This window comes from Acidovorax sp. BoFeN1 (assembly GCF_003345135.1).
GTDB lineage: Bacteria > Pseudomonadota > Gammaproteobacteria > Burkholderiales > Burkholderiaceae_C > Acidovorax > Acidovorax defluvii.
On the sequence record NZ_QOZT01000009.1, the window covers coordinates 1 to 16,341 of the forward strand.

Below are 16,341 nucleotides of genomic sequence, written 5' to 3' on the forward strand. Positions count from 1 at the left end.
GACGAACTCAAGCTGCGCATCCTCAAAGGCATCGACGAGATGAATGCCCAACCCGTTCGCTTCCAATGGAAGAGCTTCGACTTCCAAATGGCTGAAACGTAAAGCTTTTGCGGAAACGATGTACTAGGTCGAGTTCGAGATCGGAAAGGCGCAGTTGTGTAGGCTCTACCGCATCGTGCGCTCCATGGGTACGCCTGAGCAGCACCTGAATACGTGCGTTCAGTTCCGAAAACGCGAAGGGTTTTACCAGGTAATCGTCCGCACCTGTTTGTAGTCCCAGCACCCGGTCCTCAACGCTGATCCGGGCCGTCAGCATCAAGACGGGTGTCTGTCTGGATTTCCGAAAAGCGGAGAGGAGGCTGAAGCCATCGATCCCCGGGAGCATCGCGTCCAGCACCAGCAGGTCGTGCGCGCCTTCGAGCGCCATGTGCAAACCATCCACGCCGTTGTGGGCTACGTCCACCACGTAGCCAACCTCGCCGAGGCCCTTGCGAAGGTACTCGGCGAGGTTGACCTCGTCTTCAATGAGAAGAATTTTCATGGATCCATTTTCGAAGAATGAGGGGAACTCGTAGATTACGAATTTGTCATTTGGCTGTTGGCGCCTTGTCGCGATGAAACTTTTAAAGTTCGCCGCATGTCGTAAGGCATCGCCTACGCAAGTCGCCGATGGCTCACCTCAATCAAGGGCCAATACCATGATCATCCGCAAACCTCTCGCGTTTCCCTGATCGCCTTTGCCATCGCGGCTCCGGGCCTCGCATCCGCATCTTCCTTCTACCATCCCGCAAATGGCGAAGTGAGATTTACCACCTATACCGACCATTTCCAGAGTTCGATGTCTCGGGACGATGTGTTTCAGTCAGCAGCCGTCGCCCGCAAGGATGGCACGCTGGCAATCCTCCAGCGAGGCGGTGCTCTGCCCGTCGAGGCAACTGGCCCAGCCAAAACCCGTAACCAAGTCCAGCAAGAGTACTTGAGCATGTCCGCTGCCGAAAGGCAGCGCTTGCAGGAAATGTACGGCGCAGGCGGCTGAACATTGAAATGCAGTGATCGCCGACAGGTACACTTGCCCTGATGCGCCGCGCCTTCCTCATTTGCCTGATGGTGCTGCTGCCCTTCCAGTTTTCCTGGAGCGCGGTGGCAGCTACCTGCATGCATGAACCTTTGGAAGGCTCGTCTCATTGGGGCCACCACGAGGCGGAACACGTGGAAGTGGCACCCGCCGAGCCAGAGACCAATCACGCCTCCCTTGATGCAGAAAACCGCAGTGGCACAGTGAACGTGGATCACCACCATCTGCCGGGCGTCTACCCATTCCCCTCACTCTTCTTGCAGCCGTTCATCGTAGGCACGGCATCCGCATCCCCACCTGAGTTGAGCGTAGATTTCGCCACAGCAACCGCGCTAGGACTCGAACGCCCCCCTAAGGTTCTCGCCGAATTTCTTCGGCGGGAAGGACTTGGGCACGTTTAAACGCTTCTTGACCTAGCAAGGGGGCGAGCGCCGCCCGCCATCTCGCCGAATTCCTCCTGTTTCAGTGATCAGCGGAGAATTCGATGCGATACCTTTTGTTGCCGTTCATGGGCGCGGCCTTTCTTGTGCCCGTGGCATTTGCCCAGGGCACACCCCCTTTATCTGCACCTCCAGCAGCCCAAGCACCTGAGCGGTCGAGCTTGGGCGTAGGGCAACTCTCTTTGCGGAAGGCTGTAGAGCAGGCGCTGGCGCACCATCCCGAACTGGCCGTTGCCAATGCAGAAGTGGATGCGCTTGGCGGTGCGAGCCTGCAGGCCCGTGCGCGCCCCAATCCCGAACTGGCGTTCACGCAGGAGGGCACCAAAAGCCCATCGCGTACGACCACGGTGCAGATCAATCAGCCGATTGAACTGGGCGGGAAGCGGCAGGCGCGCATGACGGCGGTCGAGAGTGCCGCCGAGCTAGCCCGGGCAGACCTGTCTGCGCGCCGCCATGCCATTGCCGCAGCGGTGGTGACGGCATTCTTTGACGTGCTCATCATCCAGGAGCGCTTGCGTCTGTCCGAGACGGCGCTGGAGCTGTCCCAGAGGTCAAGCCTGGCGACATCGCAGCGCGTGAAGGCGGGCAAATTGTCTCCCGTCGAAGAAACCAAGGCCAACGTTTCCGAGGCCAATGTGCGCATCGAGCTGGCGCAAGTACGCTCGGAATCCAGTGCCGCCCGTGCGCGTCTTGCCAGCGCGATGGGCAGTCCCCTGGGGCCCCTTGTGCTGGAGGGGCGGCTCGACGATTTGCCTCCGATCCAGAACTATGAGGGGTTTCAGGCACAGCTTGATCGATCCCCCGCGCTGCAGCGCGCAGAAATGGAGGTTCGACGCCGCAAGGCACTTACCGCCGTGGAGAACGCGCGGCGCATCTCGGACATCACGGTCAGCCTGGGCGCCAAACGCGATCAGGAGCAAGGCCGTACCCAGGCGGTCATCGGGCTGTCGATCCCCCTGCCCTTGTTCGATCGCAACGAAGGCAACATCCTGGAAGCCCTCAAGCGCGAAGACAAAGCGCGCTTGGAACTCGCATCCACGCGCGTGCAGCTGGAAAGTGAGGCGATCCAGGCGCGAGAACGCCTGTCCAGTGCCCGCGCGGAAGCACAGTCGCTCGCGGCGGATGTTGTTCCAGGCGCCCAGTCTGCCTATGACGCGGCCACCAAGGGGTTCGAGCTGGGCAAGTTCAGTTTCTTGGAAGCCCTGGACGCCCAGCGCACATTGCTCCAGGCGCGCAGTCAGTACTTGAAAGCCCTTGCCGAGGCCCATCGCGCAAACGCTGAACTCAACCGAATTTTGGGAACTGACGCGCTGACCCGTGCGCGTTGAACTCTGGAGCACATTCATGAACACCAAACCCAAGAAGCAATGGCTGGCCATCGCGGCCGTCCTGATCGTTACCCTCGTTCTCGGGGTCTTCATCGTCAGCGGAAAGAAGAGTTCCAGTGGTGGTGACGAGCACGGCCACCAGGAAGCAGAAACTGGCGAGGCACACAAGGATGACGACAAGCACGCCGAAGCCGAAAAGCCCGCGAAGGGCCCCCACGGAGGAAAGCTCCTGAAATCCGGTGCCTACGCCGTAGAAGTCACCATCTTCGAGACTGGGGTCGAGCCTCAGTTTCGGCTGTACACCTACCTGGGCGGCAAACCCATCGATCCCGCCCAAAGCCAGATCCAGCTGAACTTGCTGCGGCTTGGGCAGTCCCCGCAGGCCTTCACGTTCCGCAAAGAGAAGGACTACCTGCTTGGAGACGCAGTGGTGGAAGAACCCCACTCGTTCGAGATCAAGGTTGCTGCCACCTATGCAGGAAAAACCCACGAGCTGGGCTACGGGCAGGTGGAGGCTCGGATTGCTATGTCGGACGATCAGCTCAAATCAGCAGGCGTGGAACTGGGAGTGGCAGGCCCAGCCAAGATCGGTACCACCCTGCGCCTCCTGGGCGAGGTCAAATACAACAGCGACCGGACCGTGCAGATCGTCCCGCGCCTGGCCGGGCTCGTTGAGCAGGTACTGGTCAGTGCGGGAGATACGGTGCTCAAAGGCCAGGTGATGGCCGTTCTCAGCAGCCAGGTGCTGGCAGACCAGCGCGCCGAGTTGCTGGCCGCACAGCAGCGCCTGTCCCTCGCACGGATTACCTACGAACGCGAGAAGAAGCTCTGGGAAGAAAAAATCACCGCTGAGCAGGACATGCTCAGCGCCCGGTCCGCGATGCAGGAAGCGGCAATTGCCGTGCAGAGCGCACAGAGCAAGTCAGCGTCCCTGGGCGGCGCAGCGGCAAGCGGTAGTCTCGCGCGGTACGAGTTGCGCTCACCCATTGACGGCGTCGTGACAGAGAAGCGCATCTCGCTGGGCGAAGCCGTCAAGGAGGACAGTGCTGTCTTCACGGTATCGGACTTGGCTTCTGTCTGGGTGGAGGCTCCGGTGTCTGTCCAGGACCTCGGAGGGGTGGCCGTGGGCCAGCCAACACACGTGCGGGCCAATGCATTCGAAGCCACGGCTACGAGCAGGGTGAACTACATCAGCGCCCTCGTCGGCGAGCAAACGCGCAGCGCGATGGTACGCACCACGCTGCCCAATCCCAAGGGGCTGTGGAGGCCCGGCCTGCCCGTCACGGTGGAAGTGCTGCTGGAAGAGAAGGAAGTGCCGGTTGCGGTTTCCGTGCAGGCGGTGCAGGACCTGCGCGACTGGAAGGTGGTGTTCGGCCGCTATGGCGAGAGCCTGGAGGCGCGGCCCCTGGAGCTGGGACGCAGCGACGGTCGCATGGTGGAAGTGAAAGGTGGCCTCAAGGCCGGAGACCGCTACGCAGCCACCAATAGTTTCGTTGTCAAAGCTGAGCTGGGCAAAGCCGGCGCCAGCCACGACCACTGATGAAGGAGATGCACATGAAACAGATCACCGCCATCATCCGGCCGCACCGCCTTGACGCCGTGGAAGCGGCACTGCACGCGCTACCCCATCTCCCGGGGTTCACAGTATTTTCGGCGCAGGGTCATGCGCGAGGCCACGGTCAAAACCACCGTTTCGACAACGATGAGTGGAATCCCGATAGCCACCAAGAGCTGGTGCTAATCGTCTTTTGCAAGGACGCAGACGCCCCAGGAATTGTGGACGCCATTGCCAATGCGGCACGTACGGGCCAGAGCGGCGACGGCGTGATTGGCGTGGTCGAACTCATCGATGTCGTGCGCACTCGCACGGGTGAACGCGCCGATGCCGCGCTCTAAGGGACACCACGATGTTTGAACGCATCATCCGCTTTGCCATCGATCAGCGATGGCTTGTGCTCCTGGCGGTTCTGGGAATGGCCGCGCTCGGCGTTTTCAGCTACCAGAAGCTCCCCATCGACGCTGTACCAGACATTACCAATGTGCAGGTACAGATTAATACCGAGGCCCCCGGCTATTCACCGCTGGAATCGGAGCAGCGCGTCACCTTTCCCATCGAGACCGCCATGGCGGGCCTGCCCAAGCTGGAGCAGACACGCTCCATCTCACGTTACGGCTTGTCGCAGGTGACCGTCGTCTTCAAGGAGGGGACCGATCTGTATTTCGCGCGCCAGTTGGTGAGCGAGCGCATTCAGGAAGCGCGTGGCCGACTCCCTGCAGGGCTGACGCCTTCGCTGGGACCCATTTCCACCGGCCTGGGCGAAATCTACATGTGGACGGTTGAAGCCGAGCCGGGTGCGCGCAAGCCCAATGGCGGCGAATACACCCCCATGGATCTGAGGGAGATCCAGGACTGGATCATCAAACCGCAACTGCGCACCGTTCCGGGTGTCACCGAAATCAACACCATCGGCGGGTATGCCAAGGAGTTCCAGGTGGCACCGTGGCCAGACAAGCTGGTGGCTCACGGACTGACGATCGCAGACCTGGTCACTGCATTGGAGCGCAACAACGCCAACGTGGGCGCAGGCTATATCGAGCGCAGTGGCGAGCAATACCTGATACGTGCGCCGGGCCAGGTGAGTTCAATAGGAGACATCCAGAACGTGGTGATCGCAACCACCAAGGGTGTGCCTGTCCGTATCCGTGATGTCGCGGATGTCATCCTGGGCAAGGAGCTGCGCACTGGAGCGGCCACCGAGAACGGCCAGGAGGTTGTTCTCGGTACCGTCTTCATGCTGATCGGTGAAAACAGCCGCGACGTGTCCACAGCGGTGGACCAGCGTCTCAAGGCGATCAACAAGAGCCTGCCCAAGGGGGTCATTGCCAAGACGGTGTACGACCGTACCGTGTTGGTGGACAAAGCCATTGCGACCGTCAAGAAGAACCTGCTGGAAGGTGCGTTGCTGGTGATCGCGATCCTGTTCCTTTTCTTGGGGAACATCCGAGCAGCCATCATCACCGCGCTGGTGATCCCCCTGGCGATGTTGTTCACGTTCACCGGGATGGTGAGCAACAAGGTCAGCGCCAACCTGATGAGTTTAGGGGCGCTGGATTTTGGCATCATCATCGACGGTGCAGTGGTAATCGTCGAGAACTGCATACGGCGGCTCTCGCACGCGCAGGCCGCCGCAGGCAGGCCTCTGACACGCAACGAGCGATTCCACGAAGTGTTTTCCGCTGCCAAGGAATCTCGGCGGGCGTTGATGTTCGGTCAGCTCATCATCATGGTGGTCTACCTCCCCATCTTTGCGCTCACCGGGGTGGAAGGCAAGATGTTCCACCCCATGGCCTTCACGGTGGTCATTGCACTGCTGGGCGCCATGATCCTGTCGGTCACGTTCATTCCTGCTGCGGTCGCGCTTTTCATCGGCTCCAAGGTGAGCGAAACCGAAAGTCGGTTGATGCTCTGGGCCAAGCGCGGATATGCACCCACCTTCGACTGGGTGATGGACAGAAAGCCACTGGTGCTCACGGCAGCAGCGGCCTGCGTCCTACTGTCCGGGCTGCTGGTGACACGCATGGGCAGCGAGTTCGTCCCCAATCTGGATGAAGGTGATGTTGCGTTGCACGCACTTCGCATCCCGGGGACCAGCCTGACGCAGGCCATTGGCATGCAGATTCAGCTGGAAAAGACGATCAAGGAGTTTCCCGAGGTGGATGCGGTGTTTGCGAAGCTCGGAACCGCCGAGATTGCAACGGACCCCATGCCGCCCAACGTGGCCGACAACTTCGTCATGCTCAAGCCGCGCGACCAGTGGCCGGATCCGAAGCGGACCAAGGCAGACCTCGTCGCAGCAATGCAGGCAGCGGTCGCCAAAGTGCCGGGCAACAACTACGAGTTCACACAGCCGATCCAGATGCGCTTCAATGAACTCATCTCCGGCGTGCGCAGCGATGTGGCGGTCAAGGTGTTTGGCGATGATATGGACCAGATGAACGAAAGCGCCGAACGGATCTCCCAGGTGCTTGAAGGCATCGCAGGTGCTGCGGACGTCAAGGTGGAGCAGACCACCGGGCTGCCGATGCTGACCATCAAGATCGACCGGGAAGGTACCGCTCGCCTCGGCCTGAACGTGGCCGATGTACAGGACAGCGTGTCCGCCGCTCTGGGTGGGCAGGAGGCTGGGCGCGTCTTTGAAGGCGATCGCCAATTCGACATTCTGGTGCGCCTGCCTGACATTCTTCGCAGCGACATCGAAGCCATTGAGCGTCTCCCGGTCCGCCTGCCGGTCGCTGAAGGCTCCAGTACACGCGGCTTTGTCCGCCTGTCGGACGTGGCTGCCATCATCTCTGCGCCTGGTCCCAACCAGATCAGCCGCGAAGATGGCAAACGGCGTGTAGTGGTGACTGCAAACGTGCGCGGACGGGACATCGGCAGCTTCGTGGCCGAGGCCCAGACCAAGCTGGCACAGCAGGTGGAAATACCGAGCGGCTACTGGACGCAATGGGGCGGCACGTTCGAGCAACTCCAGTCTGCCTCCAAGCGGCTGCAGATTGTCGTACCTGTCGCATTGCTGCTGGTGTTCACCTTGCTGTTTGTGATGTTCGGCAATGCCAAGGATGGCTTGCTGGTGTTCACCGGCATACCGTTCGCCCTTACCGGTGGCGTTGTAGCGCTGTGGTTGCGTGACATCCCTCTGTCAATCTCTGCAGGGGTGGGCTTCATCGCCTTGTCCGGTGTCGCCGTGCTTAACGGACTTGTGATGATTTCCTACATCCGAAGCCTGCGAGAGGACGGAATGACACTGGATTCGGCCATCCGCGAGGGGTCGTTGACGCGACTGCGACCTGTACTCATGACCGCGCTGGTGGCGTCCCTGGGTTTCGTACCCATGGCCATTGCTGTCGGAACGGGTGCAGAAGTGCAGCGGCCGCTGGCTACGGTGGTGATCGGGGGCATTTTGTCCTCCACCGCATTGACGCTGCTGGTACTTCCCATGCTCTATGGCATGGCGCATCGCCGTCGCGAAAAGGCCAACCGTAAAGCGCCGGGAGCCATTGCGGCGGCCTGACCCACGGTAGAGTGAATCGCCAACATGATCAGGGCTGCAGCAGCTGCCATCCCGGCGCGCAAACGATCTGGACACAGGGATTTGCCCATACCCCACACTGCCTGCGCGACGACAGCAACTGCGGCCACCTTCAGGCCATGGACTGCGCCCGAATTAGCGAACTCGGACCATCAGGCCATCCCAAAAGCAAGCAGGATGAGCACGATGGCCGGCGGCAAGGTGGAGTCTATCCATGCCACCAACGCCACCCAGCCTGCCAGCGTGCCCCAGGCCCAGTGCGCGATCCCGATCTGGCTGCTCGCGGGCCCTGGCAGGAACTGGCACTGAGCCACTAGGTCGGAATAGCTCTTCTCATCAAGCCATTGCCTGCGCTCGACGAACTCGGCGCGGAAATAGCCAAGGTGTGCTACTGGCCAGCCGAAGGAGGTCAACCCCAGTTTCCGGAAGGCCCGAAAGACTTCCAGGCATCTGCCACGAGTCGCTGCCTGTACGGAAAGGCTGGTATCCGGGGCAATATCGAGTGACATAAGGACGATCAAACGGTACGCGCGATGCGTGGCGATCTCAGGGCCTGATGGCGCCTACTGCGCGTGGTGGCGGCAGAAGCAGTAGACAAACTGCTGCGGTGCGCCCCAAGGGGTGGTGTGGATCTCGGTATGGCTTTCGATCAGCTCGAAGGGTACTCCGAACTTGCCGTGCAGTTCCTGGGGCGCATAGCGTGAAACGGCCAGGCCGCTGCACTTCTCAGGCCCCTGTGGCCCGAAGGTGCCAACAATGGCAAACCCACCGGGCCTCAGGGCATGCACCACCTGCGCCACGTAGCGCTCACGCTGCTCGTCAGTGGTCAGAAAGTGGAACACCGCGCGGTCGTGCCACACATCCACCGAAGCCGCAGGCAACTCCACCTCCAGAATGTCCGCCGCCAGCCAAGCTACATCGGCGGCCTTGGGCCCCAGGCGTTGTTGCGTGACCTCCAGCGCCGTGTGGGACAGATCCAGAACCGTGATGTTCCCGTAGCCATCGGTCAGGAGGTCATCGACCAGCGTGGACTCGCCCCCGCCCACGTCGATGATGGACGCCTGCTTAGAACCAGCAGCCGTGCGGACATACTGCAGGGACTGCAGGAGATGCGGTGCATACCAACTCACCGTTTCCGGTGATTTGGTTCCGTAGACCAATTCCCAATGGGTTTGAGTGCTCATGATGGGCTGCTCTCCGAGAAGGTAGTGAAACTACGACTGGCATTGATTGCTATGGGTCAGGAGGTGAAGCTTACCTCGCGAAGCAAGAAATGCTTGCATGCCTTGGGATGCCGCTACTGTTCTCTCGCAGGCGTGCGAGCAATCTGTGAAGTCCGTCACAGGGTTTTTCTATAAGGCGTAGTCAAACTTCGCACGAGATCACTTGGCAATGAAGAGTTTCCCCTCCAGCGGGCAAGCCAGGATACGACCAGTTTTAATTTATAAGCTTTTTCTTATTAAGAATAAGTTTTATATTTCAAAATGACGCTAATCGCCAAGACCTGTGTAGCGTCATCAACCGTCAATGGCTGGGCGCTATTCATTGACCTTCTGGCGCCTCGTTGGCCCGCTTTCGGCGAGCGGACTTCTGCGGTGGCCTGAACTGTGCGACCAACGTGCGCAGAGTTTCCGCTTCAGCCTTGTGCTGCGCCACCGCCTGAAGGACTTGCTGCAGCTCAGCACCTTGCGCCTGGTTGACCCTGGCGCTTTCGGCCATAGCGGCCCATGCACCGTCCAGTTCCGCCGCCAACCGGGTCTGGGCAGCATTGGCCTCCAAGAGCTCTCCGCGTGGTGATCCCTTTCGGTTTCAGCAAGCCTGGTCCTTGTGCTCGTCGGAGCCGTGCGCCAGCACGCCCACGGAGGCGGCGGCGACACAGAGGCCGATCAGGGTATGGCGAATGTGAAACATGATGCCTCCTCCTTGTGGTGGAGGGGCTGACTAGGGCTGCCGCGCCCGACGAGATGGCGCGATTGTGAATTTTCTCAGCGCACGAGCTGGATGTCGGTGACGATCATCTTCCCGCCTTCCTGGACGACCATGAATTGCACCTTGACGCCGGGCTTGAGGTTGGCGAGTTGGCCCTTGTCGCGGACGGTAAAGACCATGGTCATTCCGGGCATGTCCAGGTTCTTGATGTCCCCGTGCTTGAGGGTGATCTTGCCATTGTCCAAATCGACCTTCTTGACCTCGCCATCGGTCATGGATGCGGGTGCGGGGGCCGAAGTCTGGCCTGAATTGGGACTGACCTGGGCATGGCCCGCCAGCGGCAGGGCAGCGCTCATGGCGAGGGCGGAGATGGTGAGCAGACGTTGGATGGTGTTCATGGTGACCTCTGGGTAAATGGATGTATCTATGGTCTGGCCCGGCCATGGCTGGGCCAGCTGTGGTGGGCGCTTCAGACCATCACTTGCGGCCCACCTGGATAGCGCCCTTCATGCCGGCCTCATAGTGGCCAGGCATCAGGCAGGCGAAGTTCACGGCGCCCGCCTTGGTGAACTGCCAGACGATTTCACCCTGCTTGCCCGGTGCGAGCGTGACCTTGCCGGGTTCGTCGTGCTCCATGTCCGGGAACTTCTTCATCTGCTCCAAATGCTCCAGCAGTTCCTTCTCGGTGCCCAGGCTGAGTTCGTGCTTGACCTGGCCGACGTTCTTGACAACGAAGCGCACGGTTTCGCCCTGTTTGACCTGAATGTTCGACGGCGTGTAACGCATGTTGTCGCTCATTTCGATGGTAATGATGCGACCGGCCTTGGCGGCAACGCCGGGTTTGCCAATGGCTGTTTCACCCCCGTCACCGTGGCCACCTGCATGAGTGCCGCTGGCGAAGGCTACCCCGGACGTGGCCAGTGCAGCCATAGCGAAGAATTGAGAAATAGTGGATCGCGTGAATTTCATGGATGGACTCTCGTTGATAACTGAAGGGAAACCTCAATGCTCGCCATGCGAAGTGGGCTTGCGCACCTTGACTTCGGTCGGCGTTGCTGGCTTGCGCACACGCGGCATGGACTGGCCGCCCTCGGCGCTGAAGCGTGCGGGCTCGGCCATGGGGCCGGTGTACTCATGCGCCACCGTGCCTGCGGGATGCTTGTACCAGCCCGGATCCTTGTAGTCGCCCGGCTTCTGGTCGCGGCGCACCTTGAGCACGCTGAACATGCCACCCATCTCCACCGAGCCGAACGGCCCCTGGCCGGTCATCATCGGGATGGTGTTGTCGGGAATCGGCATTTCCATCTCCGTCATGTCGGCCATGCCGCGCTCGCCCATGACCATGTAGTCCGGGATCAGCTTGTTGACTTTCTTGGCAAGGCCGCTGTGATCCACGCCAATCATGGTGGGAATGTCGTGCCCCATTGCGTTCATGGTGTGGTGGCTCTTGTGGCAGTGGAAGGCCCAGTCGCCCTCCTCGTCGGCGACGAATTCGATCTGGCGCATTTGCCCCACGGCCACGTCGGTGGTTACTTCATGCCAGCGCGTGCTTTTGGGCGTCGGGCCGCCATCGGTGCCAGTGACCACGAATTCGTGGCCATGCACGTGCATCGGGTGATTGGTCATGGTGAGGTTGCCCATGCGGATGCGCACCTTGTCGTTGAGACGCACGTTCAGAGAGTCGATACCAGGAAAGACACGGCTGTTCCATGTCCACAGATTGAAGTTCGTCATCTCTGCAACCCTGGGGGTCGCAGCGCCAGGCTCGATGTCGTAGGCGCTCAGCAGGAAGCAGAAGTCTCTCTGCACCACGTCGATCAAGGGATGCTTGTCCTTCGGGTGCGTGACCCAGAAGCCCATCATGCCCATGGCCATCTGCACCATCTCGTCCGCATGCGGGTGGTACATGAACGTGCCTGGCCGGCGTGCGACGAACTCGTAGACGAAGGTCTTGCCCGACTGGATTGCGGGCTGGTTCAATCCCGCCACACCGTCCATGCCATTGGGCAAACGCTGTCCATGCCAGTGGATGCTGGTGTGCTCGGGCAATTTGTTGGTGACGAATATGCGCACGCGGTCGCCTTCGACCACTTCGATCGTGGGGCCGGGGCTCTGACCGTTGTAGCCCCACAGATGGGCCTTCATGCCGGGCGCCATCTCGCGCACCACAGGCTCGGCGACCAGGTGGAACTCTTTGACGCCCTGATTCATCCGCCACGGCAGTGTCCAGCCGTTAAGTGTGACCACCGGGTTGTAGGGCCGCCCCGAGTTGGGCACCAGCGGCGCCATGGTGTTCGGGCTGGTCTGGATCACCGGCTCGGGCAATGCCGCCATGGCCACACGGCTGACCGAGCTCGCCGCAACAGCGCCACCTGCGATGCCGGCAAACTTAAAAAAATCTCGTCTGGATGTCATGATGATGTTCTTTGCTTCAATGGCCGGCGTCGCCGCCGCCGGGTGCACTGGATGCGACGGACAGACTGGTGCTCGTGGGGCGTCCGATCACGGACGCCTGCATGGCGGCGTCGGCCAGCCAGAACTGCTGCTGTGCGTCGATGGCAGCGGAGACGGCGCTGACCTGATCGCGCGCATCGGCCAGCAGCTCGAAAACGCTGATCAGCATGCCGTTGTAGCGAAGCTGGTTTTCCTCCGAGATCACCTTGCGCAGCGGCACGACTTCATCGCGGTGGTGACGGGCCACGTCGTAGGCCGTGCGGTAGGCCGAGTAGCTTTCCCGCAGGCTGGAGCCTGCTGCGCGCACGGTGGCTTCGAGCTGGTTGGCTGCGGCCAAGGTCCGTGCGTTCATCGCATCACGCTGTATCCCGCCCCAATCGAAGATCGGAAGGCGTACGGCGATTTCCCAGCCGCGCGCAGTAGAACGAGTGCCCTCAGCGTTGTCAAAGGTCGTGTTGCGACGCCCGGTGAGTTCGATATCGGTGAAGCTGGTCACCATGTTCAGGCCTTGGGCCTTGGCCGCGCCATCCAGCGCGGTCTGCGCCAGGCGGATGTCCAGGCGTGCCTTGGTAGCGAGCGAGCCAACCGCCTGCGGATCCAGTGCTTGCATGGGGAGATCAGGTAGACGTTCCGGAAGCTTGAGCGCCTGCGCCTGGCTTTCATCCAGCCCCAGCAAACGTACCAGTTCTTCCCGGCTGGCCGTGACCTGGTGCTGGGCCGTGCTCAGGCGGGTGGCGGCATCGGCATAAAAAGCCTGCTCGCGTGCGCGGGTGATGCGGTTGAAGTTACCCACGCTCTGCATGCGTTTGGCCAGTTCGGCTCCGGCCTCTGCACTTTCATAGACCTGCTTGGCATACTTGAGCGATTGCTGCGCCGCTACGGCGCGCACCCAGGCCTGGCGCACGCGCGTGACCTGGTCCACCACGTCGCTGGTCAAACGCAGCTGAGACTGCTCGATTCTCCTGGTGGCGACGCCATAGCGGGACGGCAAGGTCAGCAGATCCAACAGGCCAAAGGAGAGCGCACGCCCCAAGTCCAGCTCGGCGCCGGCCGTCATGCGCTCAAAACTGAAGATGGGATTGGCAATCCGGCCTACCTGCGCGGCGTCCGCTGACTCCCCCCAACCCTGCGCCAGCAGGGTCTGCAGGGATGGGCTGTTCACCAAGGCCAACTGGACGGCATCTTTCTGATTTAGGGTCTCCGCCAGCAAGGTTTGAGCGGCCTGCGCTCGCTGGTCGCGCTCCTCCTGGGTACGAGCCAGGGCGAGTTTCCCATCGGTGAAGTTACCAGCCTCGTCGTTAACGCGGCCGATGTTCTGCTCCAGGCTGACGCTGGCACAGCCGGTCAGCACCGCCAGTCCGAGTGCAGATAGAGCGAGTTTGGCGTGAGTGGCACGCAAACGCATCATGGTTTTTCTCCCCCGTGATGGCCAGAATGCGGGTCGGTGACGGGAGCAGCGTCCTTGGCGGACCCGGGCTGGCCGGACTTGATTTCTTTCGCATAGGCGCGCCAGCCGCCGATTTCACCCACCTTGTCGTTCGCCGCCTTCCAGGGCTGGACGGACTGCTCCTTGTAGGCCTCGTAACCCGAGAGGGCTGATCGGTACGAGAGCAGGTAGCCCACCTTCGCGGTTTCGACCTCTGGCATCTGTGCAAATGCCAGGGATGGCACCATTAGTGCGGCGCCCAGCCAGAGGCTTGAGGTAGGTCGTGAAAGCCAGAGATTGTTCATGGATTTGTGATGCATTTTTGACTTATGTCATTGTGCAAACCAATAACTGTCAAAGGCATAACGGCTTCATTACATCTTTGTCATGATCGAGCGGGGTGAGGGGTAACCCCTCACCCCTCTTACACCACCGTACGTGCGGTTCCGCCTACGGCGGTTCAAGTGAAACGCTGGAGGTGTTGGTGGATGGTCAACTACCGATACAAGCCCCACGCCTGTGAAGTATTTGGGCGGCAGTGCGGCGACCATGTGCCTGGCCCCGAGGTTCCACCAGGGGCCGCGCCAGTTGACGCTGGAGCGCCATGCGCGCAGGGCATCAAGCCCGTAGCGTCGCATCTGCGCTTCTCGCGTCCGTGGCCGCTTCCACTGCGCTCCCGGTTGTCAGAGCTGCCGATCCGTTATCTGCCCGACAGCCAACTGGAGCAGAACCACGCGTCCATGAGCCGCTATGGCTCCAGCACCAAACTGGTGTTCGAGATTTCGCAACTGCCGTAGATCACGCTCCCTTTGCGTGGTTCCTGCCAACCTTCATGCTTTGCGGTGCACACCACTGCGCGTACCGGCAACTCACGGCAATGTCGGCAAGATGACGTTTCTGTTATCCATAGCCGTGCAATTGAACGGCTTACGCACCAGTTGCAGGGCTTCTTGATCGGCTGGCGAAACTTACTATTTCGTATCGATCGCTGGTCTATTTCTCCCGCAAAAAAGGGCCCCTCATAACCTCCGTCAGTTCGACAATGGACACACCATGAACGTCATCACAAACCCGCTTGGCGCACTACTGCCAGTCATTCCGGTGGGCAAGTTGGTGTCCAAAGCACCCATAGTTCAGGACGGTGGATTTTTGGACGCGATGAAGCAGGCATTAACGACCACGAGCCAATTGCAAAGTGAATCTGGGCGCCTGATCCGCGAGGTCACCTTCGACAACCCCACTGTCAGTCTTGAAGAAACGATGCTTGCAGGAGTCAAGTCGAACATTGCATTTCAGGCCACGCTGCAGAGCCGAAACCGAATTGTTCAGGCTTACACCGATGTGATGAACATGCAGGTCTGATGCTCGGAAGGCGAAGCAGTAAGAATGCAGGTATTGAGTGCCTACTACGCCGTGGTGCAGCGTGTTTTGCGGCCGGGCGGGCTCTTCCTCAACCATGGGATCACCCATGACGAAGAGGGCTGGAACCGAACTGTCGCGACCGAGTTCATCAACCGCTATGTCTTTCCTGACGGCGAATTGGACTGCGTCAGCAACATCCAGCTCGGGATGGAACGGTCCGGCTTCGAAATCCATGATGTCGAAGGTCTTCGACCCCACTACGCGCTGACGTTGCGTCATTGGGTTCAGCGACTCGAAGTGCGCCGAGAGGAGGCCTTGCAGGAAGACGATGAGGTGACCTTCCGCGTCTGGCGCCTGTACATGGCGGCATGCGCGCTGGAATTCGAGGCGGGCGGCACAGGGATCTACCAGATCGTAGCGTCCAAACGAGACGACGGAAGATGGCCCGTTCCTTTGACGCGCCGCGATCTTTACTCGGGTACTACCCCATGAACGCCAATGACGGTGAGCGAAAGATGAGCAGGCCCGCTGACCGGGTTGCGCGAGTTGTATTCTTCTGCCCGATGCAGGTCAATGTGAGGGCGTGGAGGTGGACGGTCAGCAGACCCGCGTTCGCCCCATCCGCAGTTCGGCTTCGCGTGGCCGCAGTGACGCGGTCGCCGCAGGGCGGTACGCCGTGAGCCGCCGACAAGCACGCCGAGACGCCTGCCGACCCAGCGTCGTGGCGCCTCTGCGCACGCAGGCACCGCGCACCTCCATGTGGCTGTTCATGGCCTGCGGCGTCTGGCTCGTCGGGCTGGGCGCCTACTTCGTGTTCCTGCGGCCGGCGCTGCTGCCCGAGGATCCGCGCTTCATCAGTGTGCCGCTGGATCGGCTTCGTGGATTGGCACCCGGTCTGGAGGCATGGCGGCGAATCGTGTTCACGGTGATGGGCGGCTTCATGACGGGCGCGTGCGTACTGATCGTCCACCTGGCGCGCATGGCCATGCGCGAGCGGCAAGGCGGTACCGGCTGGGCCGTCGCGTTCTCCGGGCTTGTGACGGTCGGGCTGATGAGTGCGATGGACTTCGTCCTCCACTCGGACTTCCGCTGGGTGCTATTGCTGCCTGCCTTGCTGTGGGCCGTGGCCGTGGTGCTATATGCGAGGCAGGTCTGACGTGCCGAGCGCCATGCCATTCGTTTCTGCGCCGGCGATCCGAGACGCCGGCGTTCCCAACCCCGCCGACGCTCGTCATTG

The 16,341-nt window shown here is 61.0% G+C and carries 14 protein-coding genes and 3 pseudogenes; 9 read left to right on the forward strand and 8 right to left on the reverse strand.

Features of this window, described 5'->3' with window-relative positions; translation table 11 throughout:
* Positions 1–115 precede the first annotated feature (115 nt).
* Positions 116–541 (reverse strand): annotated as a pseudogene (locus DTW89_RS03565) (response regulator); the annotation flags it as partial.
* Between the two features lie 536 nt (positions 542–1,077).
* Between DTW89_RS03565 and DTW89_RS03575 the strand changes: the two are divergent.
* From DTW89_RS03575 to DTW89_RS03595, 5 genes are all read left to right on the forward strand, one after another.
* Complete coding sequence (locus tag DTW89_RS03575) at positions 1,078–1,476, forward strand: hypothetical protein (RefSeq protein WP_024815513.1); 399 nt, start codon at positions 1,078–1,080, stop codon at positions 1,474–1,476.
* Between the two features lie 83 nt (positions 1,477–1,559).
* Positions 1,560–2,843: a TolC family protein gene (locus DTW89_RS03580; RefSeq protein ID WP_024815514.1), complete on the forward strand. Its 1,284-nt coding sequence runs from the start codon at positions 1,560–1,562 to the stop codon at positions 2,841–2,843.
* A gap of 16 nt (positions 2,844–2,859) precedes the next feature.
* On the forward strand, positions 2,860–4,383 hold the full coding sequence (locus DTW89_RS03585; protein ID WP_024815515.1) for an efflux RND transporter periplasmic adaptor subunit: 1,524 nt from the start codon (positions 2,860–2,862) through the stop codon (positions 4,381–4,383).
* Positions 4,384–4,397: 14 nt separating this feature from the next.
* Complete coding sequence (locus tag DTW89_RS03590; RefSeq protein WP_024815516.1) at positions 4,398–4,739, forward strand: P-II family nitrogen regulator; 342 nt, start codon at positions 4,398–4,400, stop codon at positions 4,737–4,739.
* An 11-nt stretch (positions 4,740–4,750) separates the two neighbouring features.
* Positions 4,751–7,915, forward strand: coding sequence for an efflux RND transporter permease subunit (locus DTW89_RS03595; RefSeq protein WP_024815517.1), 3,165 nt, complete (start codon positions 4,751–4,753; stop codon positions 7,913–7,915).
* Here DTW89_RS03595 and DTW89_RS03600 read toward each other — a convergent pair.
* The 7 genes and pseudogenes from DTW89_RS03600 to DTW89_RS03635 form a co-directional block, all read right to left on the reverse strand.
* Positions 7,885–8,442, reverse strand: a pseudogene (locus DTW89_RS03600) (chromate transporter); the annotation flags it as partial. The gene DTW89_RS03595 and the pseudogene DTW89_RS03600 overlap by 31 nt on opposite strands.
* A gap of 54 nt (positions 8,443–8,496) precedes the next feature.
* A complete protein-coding gene (locus DTW89_RS03605; RefSeq protein WP_024815519.1) occupies positions 8,497–9,117 on the reverse strand; it encodes a class I SAM-dependent methyltransferase in 621 nt (206 codons plus the stop codon).
* Between the two features lie 801 nt (positions 9,118–9,918).
* Positions 9,919–10,260, reverse strand: a complete 342-nt coding sequence (locus DTW89_RS03615; protein WP_024815521.1) for a copper-binding protein — start codon at positions 10,258–10,260, stop codon at positions 9,919–9,921.
* 79 nt (positions 10,261–10,339) lie between these two features.
* Entirely contained in the window at positions 10,340–10,831 is a 492-nt protein-coding gene (locus DTW89_RS03620) for a cupredoxin domain-containing protein (protein WP_011805845.1), read from the reverse strand.
* Between the two features lie 33 nt (positions 10,832–10,864).
* Complete coding sequence (locus tag DTW89_RS03625; RefSeq protein WP_114654976.1) at positions 10,865–12,277, reverse strand: multicopper oxidase family protein; 1,413 nt, start codon at positions 12,275–12,277, stop codon at positions 10,865–10,867.
* Between the two features lie 16 nt (positions 12,278–12,293).
* Positions 12,294–13,724: a TolC family protein gene (locus DTW89_RS03630; protein ID WP_114654945.1), complete on the reverse strand. Its 1,431-nt coding sequence runs from the start codon at positions 13,722–13,724 to the stop codon at positions 12,294–12,296.
* Positions 13,721–14,047: a hypothetical protein gene (locus DTW89_RS03635; RefSeq protein WP_024815523.1), complete on the reverse strand. Its 327-nt coding sequence runs from the start codon at positions 14,045–14,047 to the stop codon at positions 13,721–13,723. Before DTW89_RS03635 ends, DTW89_RS03630 begins: the two co-directional genes overlap by 4 nt.
* A 183-nt stretch (positions 14,048–14,230) precedes the next feature.
* On the opposite strand from DTW89_RS03635, the gene DTW89_RS03640 reads away from it, so the two are divergent.
* The 4 genes and pseudogenes from DTW89_RS03640 to DTW89_RS03655 all read left to right on the forward strand — a co-directional run bounded on the left by DTW89_RS03640 (position 14,231) and on the right by DTW89_RS03655 (position 16,260).
* Positions 14,231–14,539, forward strand: coding sequence for a hypothetical protein (locus DTW89_RS03640; RefSeq protein WP_005794613.1), 309 nt, complete (start codon positions 14,231–14,233; stop codon positions 14,537–14,539).
* 256 nt (positions 14,540–14,795) lie between these two features.
* A complete protein-coding gene (locus DTW89_RS03645; protein WP_114654946.1) occupies positions 14,796–15,104 on the forward strand; it encodes a flagellar hook-basal body complex protein FliE in 309 nt (102 codons plus the stop codon).
* A 33-nt stretch (positions 15,105–15,137) separates the two neighbouring features.
* Positions 15,138–15,596 (forward strand): annotated as a pseudogene (locus tag DTW89_RS03650) (class I SAM-dependent methyltransferase); the annotation flags it as partial.
* 265 nt (positions 15,597–15,861) lie between these two features.
* Positions 15,862–16,260: a hypothetical protein gene (locus tag DTW89_RS03655; RefSeq protein WP_114654947.1), complete on the forward strand. Its 399-nt coding sequence runs from the start codon at positions 15,862–15,864 to the stop codon at positions 16,258–16,260.
* Positions 16,261–16,341: the final 81 nt, after the last annotated feature.